This window comes from Enterobacter sp. DSM 30060 (assembly GCF_013375955.1).
Classification (GTDB): domain Bacteria; phylum Pseudomonadota; class Gammaproteobacteria; order Enterobacterales; family Enterobacteriaceae; genus Enterobacter; species Enterobacter intestinihominis.
This window is the reverse complement of the sequence record NZ_CP056118.1, coordinates 4,465,150-4,477,559: the sequence shown is the minus strand read 5'-3', so window position 1 is coordinate 4,477,559 and position 12,410 is coordinate 4,465,150. Positions and strand designations below refer to the sequence as shown.

Annotated in this window: 8 protein-coding genes; all 8 read left to right on the top strand. The window is 57.7% G+C overall.

Going from position 1 to position 12,410, the window contains the following annotated elements; genetic code table 11:
• Complete coding sequence (gene tssF, locus HWQ15_RS21335; protein WP_063148593.1) at positions 1-1,872, top strand: type VI secretion system baseplate subunit TssF; 1,872 nt, start codon at positions 1-3, stop codon at positions 1,870-1,872.
• The gene (gene tssG, locus HWQ15_RS21330; RefSeq protein WP_022648402.1) at positions 1,869-2,912 is read left to right on the top strand and encodes a type VI secretion system baseplate subunit TssG; all 1,044 of its coding nucleotides are present in this window, start codon (positions 1,869-1,871) and stop codon (positions 2,910-2,912) included. Before tssF ends, tssG begins: the two co-directional genes overlap by 4 nt.
• Positions 2,913-2,950: 38 nt before the next feature.
• Positions 2,951-5,566 (top strand): type VI secretion system ATPase TssH, encoded by a 2,616-nt coding sequence (gene tssH / locus HWQ15_RS21325; protein WP_063138102.1) that lies wholly within the window; start codon positions 2,951-2,953, stop codon positions 5,564-5,566.
• 24 nt (positions 5,567-5,590) lie between these two features.
• The gene (locus HWQ15_RS21320) at positions 5,591-7,024 is read left to right on the top strand and encodes a serine/threonine-protein kinase (protein ID WP_023300318.1); all 1,434 of its coding nucleotides are present in this window, start codon (positions 5,591-5,593) and stop codon (positions 7,022-7,024) included.
• A gap of 25 nt (positions 7,025-7,049) precedes the next feature.
• Positions 7,050-8,516 carry a hypothetical protein gene (locus HWQ15_RS21315; RefSeq protein WP_023300317.1) on the top strand — a complete coding sequence of 489 codons (1,467 nt, stop codon included), beginning with the start codon at positions 7,050-7,052 and terminating at the stop codon, positions 8,514-8,516.
• The gene (locus HWQ15_RS21310) at positions 8,513-9,274 is read left to right on the top strand and encodes an ankyrin repeat domain-containing protein (RefSeq protein WP_074143595.1); all 762 of its coding nucleotides are present in this window, start codon (positions 8,513-8,515) and stop codon (positions 9,272-9,274) included. The genes HWQ15_RS21315 and HWQ15_RS21310 overlap by 4 nt, the downstream gene beginning before the upstream one ends.
• 52 nt (positions 9,275-9,326) lie before the next feature.
• Entirely contained in the window at positions 9,327-9,743 is a 417-nt protein-coding gene (locus tag HWQ15_RS21305) for a hypothetical protein (protein ID WP_022648397.1), read from the top strand.
• 84 nt (positions 9,744-9,827) lie between these two features.
• Complete coding sequence (locus tag HWQ15_RS21300) at positions 9,828-12,410, top strand: type VI secretion system Vgr family protein (protein ID WP_063849903.1); 2,583 nt, start codon at positions 9,828-9,830, stop codon at positions 12,408-12,410.

The window sequence follows — 12,410 nt, the reverse complement described above, 5'->3', positions numbered from 1 at the left end:
ATGGAAAGCAAACTGCTCGAATATTACAACCGTGAACTGGCCTATCTGCGCGAGATGGGCGCGGAGTTCGCCGAACGCTACCCAAAAGTGGCGGGGCGGCTCGGCATGCGCGGCATCGAAGTGGCGGATCCGTACATAGAGCGCCTGATGGAAGGTTTCGCCTTCCTGACCTCCCGCGTGCAGATGAAAATGGACGCCGAATTTCCACGCTTTTCACAGCGTATGCTTGAGATGATTGCGCCAAATTACCTGGCGCCTACGCCGTCGATGGCGATCGCTGAGATTCAGCCCGACAGCAGCCGCGGCGACCTGAGCAAAGGCTTTATTGTGCCGCGCGGCACCATGATGGACAGCCTGGCGCTGAAAAAAACCGGCGTTACGTGCAGCTATACCACGGCGCACGAGGTCAACCTGCTGCCGTTAAAAATTGAGCGGATCGAGCTGGGCGGCGTTCCCGCCGATCTGCCGCTGGCCCAGCTCGGCCTGAGTCAGCGGGGGATCAGCAGCGCCTTACGGATCCGCATTGCCTGCGATGGCCCGCAGCATCTTGGGCATCTGGATTTTGACCGCCTGGAGTTCTTCTTAAGCGGCCCGGACATCGAGGCGCTGAAGCTGCTGGAGCTGGTGATGGAGCACCACGCGGGTATTGTCTGCCAGACGGTCAGCAAGCAGCCCCAGCGCCAGCTGCTGTCGTCTGACGCCCTGCGTCAGGAAGGCTTTGATGCGGATCAGGCGCTGCTCCCGGACGATCTGCGTAACTTCGACGGCTATCGCCTGTTGCAGGAGTACTTTGCGTTCCCGGCGCGTTTTCGCTTCATCAGCCTGAGCGGGCTGGGCAAGCTGATCCAGCGCTGCGAAGACGAAAAAGCGTTTGATATCTTCGTTCTGCTCGACAAGAGCGACGATCAGCTGGAGCGCGTGGTGGATGCCAGCCACATGGCGCTGCACTGTACCCCGGTGATCAACCTGTTCCCGAAAGTGGCGGCCCGGCAGAAGCTGAGCGAAAGCCAGCATGAATACCATCTGGTGGTGGATAACATCCGCCCGCTGGATTATGAAATTTATGCTGTGAAAAAAATCTATGCCAGCGCGGATGGTCAGCGGGACGACCAGACGTTTCGTCCGTTCTGGAGTACCTGGAGCGGAGACGCGGGCAACTACGGCGCCTATTTTTCCCTGCGCCGTGAACAGCGCGTCCTCTCTGAACACGCGCTGCGCTACGGCACCCGCACGGGCTATATCGGCTCGGAGGTCTTCGTCTCGCTGGTGGATGCGCAGCACGCGCCGTGGCAGGAGAATTTGCGCTACATTTCCGCCGAGGTGCTGTGTACCAGCCGCGACCTGCCGCTGATGCTCCAGCAGGAGCTTGGGCAGTTTATTATGGCCGACTCCATGCCGGTGAAGGCGTTAACCCTGCGTAAAGGCCCGACGCCGCCGCGTCCGGCGCTGGCGGAAGGGTTCAGTACCTGGCGGCTCATCAGCCAGCTGCAAATGAACTACCTCAGCCTGATGGACAGCGAAAACGAAGAGGGCGCTGCCGCGCTGCGTCAGCTGTTAGGGCTGTACGCTAACCTCGCCGAGACGCCGGTTGCCCGTCAGGTGGATGGCGTTCGTCACTGCGTGCTGGAGCCGGTGCACCGCCGCGTGCCGGAACCCGGCCCGGTGGTGTTCGCCCGCGGGATCGGCATCACCCTGACGGTGGACGAACGCGCCTTTTCCGGTGCCAGCCCGTGGCTTTTCGGCAGCGTGCTGGAACGCCTTTTTGCCCGCCTGGTCTCCATCAACAGCTTTACGGAGTTCACGCTCAAGAGCCAGCAGCGCGGCGAAATTGGCTACTGGGCGCCGCGCATGGGTAAAAGGGCGCTGGTATGAGTGAAGTTGCCCCTGCAACGCTGCGCGTGCATCGCCTGACGCCGCTGCCCGATGCGTTCTGGCGCGGAGTGCGCGAGACGCCGTGGCGCTACGATCTGTTTCAGCTGTTAAGACGTATTGATGCCCAGGGCGGAGAACGTTACCCGCTGGGGCGCGCGCCGCTGCCTAAATTTGAGCCGCTGCGTATTGGTCAGCAGCCTTCAATGGGGTTTGCGCCGTCAACGGTTGCCGAGGTCCGGCAGCGGGAAGAGAACGGACTGCATGAGGTTTCCATTCTGAGCTTCGGCCTGTTTGGTCCTAACGGCCCACTGCCGGTGCACATGACCGAGTATGCCCGCGAGCGTATTCATCATCATCAGGATCACAGCCTCAGCGCGTTTGCCGACCTCTTTCACCACCGCCTGACGCTGCTGTTTTACCGCGCCTGGGCGGACGCGCAGCCTGCCGTTTCACTGGATCGCGACGACAACAGGCGCTTCGAAGGGTATCTTGCATCGCTGATTGGCATGGGTCAGCCCGGCCAGATGTCGAAAGGCAGCCTGAGCCCGCATGCCCGCTTTACTCACGCCGGTCACCTGACCCGCCATGGGCGGGACCCGGAAGGGCTGGAGAAGATCCTGCGCAACTATTTCAACATTCCGGTCAGGTTGGTGGCCAATGTACCGCAGTGGATGCCGCTCTCAACGCGGGAGCAGGCACAGCTGGGTGAGGGGCGTCGCCTGCCGCGCATGGGGGAGTCCGCTTTTCTCGGCATTGCGGTACGCGACGTGCAGCATAAATTTCGTCTTGAGATTGGCCCGTTGAGCGCAGACGAATACAACCGTTTTCTGCCGGGTGAAGGGTGGGTCACCGAGCTGCGCGACTGGGTGCGACAGTACGCCGGGGTGGAATTTGAATGGGAAACACGGGTGATCCTGCGCGCCGATGCGGTGCAGGGCACCACGCTCGGCAGCGCCGGGCGATTAGGGTACAACACCTGGCTGGGCCTTCAGCCTCAGCCTGTTCCGCGTGGCGATCTGGTGTATCGCGCAGAGCGATAATCCTTCCGTATACCGAATCATTGTTAATGGAAACTAACATGTCAGAAATTAGCCGTGCCGTGCTTTTCGGCAAACTGGATACGCTGTTATTTACCTCTCTGGAAAGCGCGACTGCCTTCTGTAAGCTGCGCGGCAACCCGTACGTTGAGCTGGTGCACTGGCTGCATCAGCTGATGCAGCAGCAGGATGGCGATCTGCAACAGGTCATCCGTCACTTCGCCCTTGATGAACAGCAGCTGACGCGCGATATCGTGGCGGCGCTGGATGCCCTGCCGCGTGGCGCGAGTTCCGTCTCTGACCTTTCCGAGCATATCGACAGCGCCGTCGAGCGCGCCTGGGTCTACGGCTCGCTGAAGTTTGGCGTCAGCCGCATCCGCGGCGGCCATTTGTTGATCGGCATACTGAAAACGTGGAATCTGGCTAACGTGCTGAAAAGTATTTCGGCGCAGTTCACCCGTCTTAACGTCGAGGTGCTGATCGAACAGTTCGACGCTATTTGCGCCAGCAGCAAAGAGAGCCAGCAGGCCGCCGCCGCTGCGGACGCAGCTGCCGGGGCAGTACCGGCTGCGCAGGGCACGCTGGCGCAGTATGGTCAGGATCTGACGGCGCGCGCCCGGGATGGGAAAATTGACCCGGTGGTGGGGCGCGATGAAGAGATCCGCCAGATGGTCGATATTCTGATGCGTCGTCGCCAGAACAACCCCCTGCTGACCGGGGAAGCTGGCGTCGGGAAAACGGCAGTGGTGGAAGGGCTGGCGCTGCGTATCGCTGACGGCGACGTGCCTGAGCCGCTGCAAAACGTTCAGCTGTGGCTGCTGGATATCGGCATGCTTCAGGCCGGAGCGGGCATGAAAGGGGAATTTGAGGCGCGCCTCCAGGCGCTGATTAACGAGGTGCAGTCCAGCGCCACGCCGATTATTCTGTTTATCGATGAGATCCACACCCTGATTGGCGCTGGCGGCCAGCAGGGTACCGGCGATGCCGCTAACCTGCTCAAGCCTGCCCTGGCGCGTGGGCAACTGCGCACCATCGGCGCGACCACCTGGGCGGAATACAAAAAATACATTGAGAAAGATCCGGCGCTGACCCGCCGTTTCCAGACCGTACAGGTTCACGAGCCGGATGAAGCGAAAGCTGTATTGATGCTGCGCAGCACCGTGTCGCCGCTGGAAACTCATCATCAGGTTTTACTCCTCGACGAAGCGGTCAGCGCGGCGGTGAAACTGTCGCATCGCTATATTCCTGCGCGTCAGCTGCCGGATAAAGCGGTGGCGCTGCTGGATACCGCCTGCGCGCGCGTGGCCGTCAGCCAGAGCGCGCCGCCTGCCCAGCTGGAAGACTGCCTGCGTCATCTGGCGGCCCTGGACGTGGAGCTGGAGATTGCCGAACGTGAAGCGCGCGTGGGGGCGGGCGATCCGGCGCGCGTGGCGACATTAAGCGCCGAACGTGACGCGTTCGAAACCCAACGCGAGGCCCTGGCTCGTCGCTGGGAAGAAGAGCGCACGCGGGTGCAGGAAATTATCCGTCTGCGTGCCGCACTGTTTGCGGCGAGTGATGAGGATACGGCTGAACTGCGCGGCCAGCTGACAGAACAGCAGCAGGCGCTGAAGACCTTACAGGGTGACGAACCGCTGCTGTTTGCGGCGGTCGATGAAAACGTGGTGGCTGCGGTGGTCTCAGACTGGACCGGGATCCCGCTGGGCCGGATGGTGAAAAATGAGATCGACGCGGTGCTGAACCTGGCTGATACGCTGAACCAGCGGGTTATTGGTCAGCGTCACGGTCTGGATCTGATTGCCCGTCGGGTAAAAACCTCGCGGGCGAAGCTTGACGATCCGAACAAACCGGTCGGCGTATTTATGCTCTGCGGGCCGTCCGGCGTGGGCAAAACCGAAACCGCGCTGGCGCTGGCGGAGTCGCTTTACGGCGGCGAGCAGAACGTCATTACCATCAACATGAGTGAATTCCAGGAAGCGCACACCGTTTCGACGTTAAAAGGTGCGCCTCCGGGCTATGTGGGCTATGGTGAAGGCGGCGTCTTAACCGAGGCCGTGCGCCGCCGTCCCTACAGCGTGGTGCTGCTGGATGAAATTGAAAAAGCGCACCCGGACGTGCACGAGATCTTCTTCCAGGTCTTCGACAAGGGCTGGATGGAGGACGGTGAAGGGCGTCACATTGATTTCCGTAACACTATTATTATTCTGACCTCTAATGTCGGTACCGAGCTGATCGCAGCCATGTGCGCCGACCCGGAACTGATGCCGGATCCTGATGCGTTAAGTGGCGCCCTGCGCCAGCCGCTACTGGAGGTGTTCCCACCTGCGCTGCTGGGCCGCCTGCTGGTGGTGCCGTATTACCCTCTGAGCGACGAGATGCTGGGGCAGATTGTGCGTCTTCAGCTCAGGCGCATTCAGCGTCGTCTGGAAGAGAATCACAATATTATTTCTGAATTTGACGACAGCGTGGTCGAACAGATTGTTCAGCGCTGTACCGAGGTTGAGTCGGGCGGGCGTATGGTGGATGCGATTCTGACCAATACGTTGCTGCCTCAGATGAGCCAGATTTTACTTACCGCCAGCCGCAGCGACGAGCAATACCGACGTCTGCATGTCACCTGCGAGCAGGGCGAGTTCCACTGTCAGTTTGCCGCGTAATAATCATCAAGAGAACTGTAAAAGATGACGGATAATGATAACAATCGGACTGTCCCAAACGCGCTCCCGGTCGGGTACCGTTTCAATGAGTTTGAGATAAAAGAGGTGATTGGCGGCGGCGGATTCGGCATCGTCTATCGCGCCTGGGATCACCAGCTCGAACGCACTATCGCTATCAAAGAGTTTATGCCTTCCTCCCTCGCCGTGCGCGGCGAGGATATGACGCTGGTGCTGCGCAGCGAGCGCTTCGGCAAAGCGTTTTCTGCCGGTCTGAACAGCTTCATTCAGGAAGCCCGCCTGCTGGCGCGCTTTAACCACCCGAACCTGCTGCACGTGCTGCGCTTCTGGGTGCAAAACGACACGGCCTATATGGGGACGCTGTTTTACAGCGGCACCACGCTGTCGCGTCTGCGCGAAGAGAAACCGGAGCTGATTAACGAGGCGTGGATCCGCCGCATGCTGCCAATGCTCTTCGGCGCCATCAAAACGATCCACGATGAGGGCTACCTGCACCGCGACATCTCGCTGGATAACATTCAGATTCAGGATAACGGCCTGCCGGTGCTGCTCGATTTCGGATCGGCGCGCCGCACCATCGGTAATCTCTCGGATGAGACGGAAACCATGCTGCGTCCGGGGTTCGCGCCTATCGAGCAGTATACCGACGACAATGAAAGCGAGCAGGGGCCGTGGACGGATATCTACGCGCTCGGCGCCGTATTGCGCACCCTTATCGTTGGCTCTCCGCCGCCGGTCAGCGTGGTGCGTTCGATTCAGGACACCTGCAAACCACTGGTGGAACTGATGCCGCAGGGGTATTCCATTCCGCTGCTTCAGGCCATCGACAAGGCGCTGGCGCTGCATATGGAAGACCGTCCGCAATCCATCGAGGAGTTTGCGGCGCTGATCGAGATGCCCGTCGCCGGTATCGACGAGGTGCTGACCGCGAAGAAGACCGGCACAATGCTGGTGCCGGTGGAAGAGGAGACATCTGCTTCCGCGCTGGACTGGCGACGTTACAAGCTTCCGGGGCTGGTGGCCGCGGGCGTGCTGGTTGGGGTGGTTGCCGGGGCGATGCTGTTCGGCGGCGGCAGCCAGGAAACGCCAGCGCAGACGGCGCAAACCCCTGCCGTGAGCCCTCCGGCTGAAACCTCCGCCGCAGCGGAAACCAGACCGGCAACGGCCGACGTGAGCGAGCCGGTAGCGCCACCTGCTACGGCACAGCAGAGTGCGCCGCCAGTCGACGCCAGCCCGGTCGCGCTGGTCTATATCCGCATGCTTGATGGCGAGACGCTGAAGGTGAACGGCGAGCCGAAAGCGCTGCGTCCGGGGAATAACGGTTACGCATCGCTGAAACTGCCTGCGGGCGAGACCCGCATTGAACTGGAAGGCAATGGAAGAACGCGTACCCAGACGCTGGATATTGCGAAGCCAGGCACCTGGCTGGTGAATCCGTAAGCCTGCGGGTAACAGGACGGAGCGAATGTATAACATCAAGTTTGTCTATCTGTTCCACGAGAACGTCTCGCCAGCGCTGTTTGCGAAAATAATCCGCCCGTCCGTTGCCGGACAGTGGATTATGTCGGTTCCCGACCATTCGCTGCGCTCGCTCTTCACGCGCTACGATCTGCTGCGCACGATCACCGGTGCGAATCCTTATCAGTCCGGGCGCGATACCCGCACGCTGATCGCGCAGGATTTAGAGATGGGCAGAGTGGTTGCCATTGACGAAAGTTTTCGTGACTGGTCATCAGTAACGGAAATTTTTTATATCAACGCCAAAGGGCAACTCCAGGCTGCCTCGCTGGTCGGCCTGGGCTGGTATCCGGTGAGTACGATTGTTGACCGCTACGAAACCATGGTGAGAACGTACGGATCTCGCCCTGCGCCAACGGTACTGCCAAAACAGGTAGTGAAATCTAAAACGGCACAGGTGCCGGATGAACCTACTCCCGGCAAGGACGGTAAAACCTATGCCGGGCAGCTTCAGAAGATGACCAAAGCAGAACGCTGGCAGGCGCGTAAGGATCTGATTGCGAAGGGGAGCAATAGCCTTTATCCGGATGCCCAGATCGCCGCAAAACGTCTGGCAGCGAATAATATCGCGGTGGAAAAAGCGAAGCTTGCGGAAAATATTTATAAGACCGTGAACCCGCTCGAAACCACACCGGACGTGCCGGAGGGTTGGACAGATATCAGTAATGACGATGCGCTGTTAGGAAAGTTCGGGCTGAACAAATCCATGCTCTTTGACGATGATACGTCCCCCAATTTTCTGGCGCGCGTCTATCAACCGAAGCCGGAAGTGTTTGGTGCAGATATGAACCCCACGCTGGTATTCAGGGGATCGCGCGAGCCTGGTTTCGCCTCTCTGTCTGAGAATGTCTCCTCTCTACTGACCAAAGGGGAACTGGCGCCGGTGGTAAACGGGGCTGACTGGTCGAATAACTTCTCACAGGGCATGGGTATGGCTTCAGATTATTATAAAAAGGCCGTGAGTATCGGTAAGGAGCTGGCAAGGTCAGGGCAGAATATTGATATTGCCGGTCATTCCCTTGGCGGTGGTCTCGCCTCTGCAACCTCTATGGGCAGCGGGAAAGCGGGGTGGACGTTTAACGCCGCCGGCCTCAATGCCGGAACCGTAGAAAAATACGGCGGTAAGATATTAGGCAGTACGGATAATATCCAGGCGTATCGGGTTGAAGGTGAACTGCTGACGAAGATTCAGGAAGTTAACCCCTGGGAAGATCTGAAAACGATGAAAGGGCATGTCCCTTCGTGGATCCTCAAAGAGGAAATCTCTGCGCTGAGCCCTAATGCTGCCGGAATACCCCATGATCTTCCCGGTGGAACCGGAAGCGCGCTGGACCGCCACGGAATTAATCAAGCGATTGATTGCATAGAGCAACAGAAGGATGAGGATATTTCGATAATCGGGAGTCGATTGTGAAAAAAGGGTTGATGGCTTTTGTCGCGTTATGTTTTTTATTCATGATTCAGGGGTGTAAGCAGGATATGGACCTTAATCCACAGGACTACTTCAGCGGCCAGCAGCTTGAACTGGCGAAAGCGATTGAGGAAGGCGACGTCGATGCGGTGAAGACGCTTGCGCTAGACAGCGACCTTAATCAACCAGGAAAGCAGGATATGACCCTGCTTTTCTGGGCCCTTGGCAACGCAATTAATGATAAAAAAACGTCGAGCCATTTAAAGGTGATTACGTTGCTAGTTAAGGATGGCGCAGATCCGCTCCAGCCTCGACCGCAGGGAAAAAGCAGTCCTGCTGAATTTGCCCTAAAGGGAGACAGTGCGGACTGGATCGACGCGATGTTGGACGGTGGCCTCTCACCCAACGTGAAAGATAAGGTTTTCCACGAACCGATCGTCTTCCAGTCGCTTAAAGCGAAAAATACAGAGACGCTGGAAGCCATGCTCGATCGCGGTGCTGACGTCAACTCAATCAACTCACTGGGTAAAACGCTGGTGTTTGATGCGCTGGATAACCAGGCTTACGATCATGTCTTGTTGCTGCTCGATCGGGGAGCGGATCCGTCAATTAAGGCCAAAAATGGCTGGTCGATGAGCAATGCGCTCGCGGACGCGCTGAATGGACTTGACCGAGGCAGTGAGCAATACGAGAAATTAAACGAAATAAAAGAGAAGCTCATCCAGAAGGGGGGCGAATGGCCACCCGCGCCGGTTAAGTGATTGCTCAACTGTCATGAACGCCAGAGATAAGGTTTTCGTTTTCTGGGGATGCATGGATGCCCTGGCCATTGTGCTCTATTGTGCCCAGTCCGTGCGACATGACAGAATCCCTTTTATTTCCGATATACACGCCTTCAGTACGGTTGTGAACACGCTGTCTGCTGGTGGGTATAGCGCTCTGGTTATTCTTTTCTTTATTCTCGATTTCTTGTTGTTGCTCTCTTTTATTGCCTCAGCATGGTGCTTCTTCGCCCGGAATTTATACGCGAGAAGACTGGCGCTCTACCAGGAAATACTGCGTCTGGTTGGATTTCGCTACTCAGTTTCCCTTTTTCCCCTGGTGTTAAGTTTCACGGGCGTGATGAATGTCTGGCTAAATGGCTTTTTGTTCTTTTTGTCAGAGTTTCTGAAAATCTATTCCCTGTGGATTTATAAATATGAAGGGGAATGGCCCCCGGTTAAAGAGTAAGACGGCCAACAACCAGAACATTCACGTTTAAAAAAACCTTGCGTTAAAAATACTCTCAGCATAAACCATTACGGAATAAAGATTATGCTCAACCGAATTACCGTTCAGCTCCCGGTTGAGGGGCTGCTTTTCTGGAAACTCTCCGGCCGCGAGGCGATGTCGGAGTCGTTCGCGCTGACGCTGACCCTGCTCGGCACGGATGCGCGCATTGACCGCAGCAGGCTGCTCGGTCAGCCGGTCACGGTGACCATCCCCACCCAGAACCTGCTTACCCCCCGCTATATCAACGGCAAGGTGACGCGCGTGGCGGTGAGTGCCGTGGAGCTGACGGGCACCCGCTATGCGGTCTACCAGCTGACGGTGGAGCCGGACCTGTGGCCGATGAAGCGCGACCGTAACCTGCGGATTTTCCAGGGCCAGACGGTACCGCAGATTGTGAAAACCCTGCTGGGTGAGCATCAGGTTAACCTCGAAGACAAACTCACCGGCAGCTACCGGGTGTGGGACTACTGCGTGCAGTATCAGGAATCGAGCCTGGACTTCATCAGCCGCCTGATGGAGCTGGAGGGGATTGCGTATCACTTCAGCCACGAGGCGGACAAGCACACCCTGGTACTGACCGACGCCGCGACGCAGCATCAGCCGTTCAGCGGCTATGAGGTCATTCCTTACCATCAGACGCCGTCCGGCGGCAGTACGGATGAAGAGGGCATCAGCCAGTGGGCGCTGGAGGACAGCGTGACGCCGGGGATTTACAGCCTCGACGACTACGACTTCCGCAAGCCGAACGCGTGGCTGTTCCAGGCGCAGCAGAACCCGGCGTCACCGAAACCGGGCAGCATCGACGTGTACGACTGGCCGGGCCGCTTTGTGGAGACAGGCCATGCGGAGTTCTACGCCCGCATTCGTCAGGAGCGCTGGCAGGTGGAGCATCAGCAGATTCAGGCGACGGCCACGGCGGCGGGCATTGCGCCGGGCCACATCTTTACCCTGACCAACGCGCCATTCTTCAGCGATAACGGTGAGTATCTGGTGACGGCGGCCGGGTATCACTTCGAGGAGAACCGCTACGCGAGCGGCGAGGGGGAAACCATTCACCGCACCGATTTCACCGTTATCCCGGCGGCGGTGTCGTACCGTCCGGCGCAGAGCACGGCGTGGCCGCGGACCTACGGCCCGCAGACGGCGAAAGTCGTGGGGCCGCAGGGGGAGAGTATCTGGACGGACAAATATGGCCGCGTGAAGGTGAAGTTCCACTGGGACAGGCTGGCGAAGGGTGACGACACCAGTTCCTGCTGGGTGCGTGTCTCCAGCGCATGGGCGGGCCAGGGCTACGGCGGGGTGCAAATCCCGCGCGTCGGCGATGAGGTGGTGGTGGACTTTATCAACGGTGACCCGGACCGACCGATTATCACCGGGCGCGTGTATAACGAGGCGAGCATGCCGCCGTGGGCGCTGCCGGCTGCGGCGACGCAGATGGGCTTTATGAGCCGTACGAAAGACGGTTCAGTGGACAACGCCAACGCCCTGCGCTTTGAGGACAAGGCGGGAGCAGAGCAGGTGTGGATCCAGGCCGAGCGCAACATGGACACCAGCGTCAAGAATGATGAAACGCACAGCGTTGGCGGCGAGCGCAGCCATTACGTGAAGAAAAATGAGCTGCATCGTGTTGAAGCGAACCAGATCCAGGCCGTGAAAGGCGGAACCGAGATCCTGACGGGAAAAGGCAAGCTGGATGCAGCGGTAGAGCAGTATGTCATTGCTTCCGGGACGAAGCTGCGGCTGGTCTCGGGTGAGAGTGCTATTGAGCTTAACGCTAACGGCAAGATTAACCTGATTGGCAAAGAGTTTAACTTTTTCGTTGAGGGAGATGGGTATATCACCACGGGTGGTAAGCTGCATCTGAATACCTCGGGAACCAAGCCGGGCACAACGGCACCGGGATCGGGGCATAAAGGGGATATTGATGCGGCGGTGCAGGAGAAGTTTTCTCCAAATAAAAGTGCTAAGAATCCGGCTCCCGCAGTTTCAGCGCCAGCAGCATCCAGACCAAAACCAACAACAAAATTTGCAGCAGCTCCACCATTAAAAGGGAGTTACGTTTATCAAAATAATTCCTACAACTCTGATGTGATGCCCTTCAGTGAAGATGTAGTTAAGGAAATCAATAAGTCACCAACGCTTCAGACACAATTAAAAGATCTAAAAGATAAAGGGTGGGCTATCCAGCCGGGAGCCGCAGGAGGAGGGAGTTACGCTGATACTAATAACAAATTGATTGTCATGGACCCTGAACACATGGAGGATACAGCCACAACTGTGCAAACTCTGGCACATGAGGCAGGGCATGCAACTTATCCTGTTGCGGTAGATGCTTCGAGTAAGGAAAACTTCATCAACAGCCAGCTTATGGATGAAGGTGGAGCAACGCTGAATAACATTAAAATACAACGCGAGATCCTTGCAAACGGCGGTATTGATATTGATATAGCGGGAAGTGCCGAAAACCTAAAAGCATATAATTCTGCATATGATAAAATGGTGAGCGGTGAGTTATCTCGCATTGATGCAGCCAAAGCAATAGGAAAAGTGTATGGTAAAGGCGAAATAGCCTCAGGGACTAATTTAAATTATAATGATTACTATGGAGGATTCTATGGAAAGTAG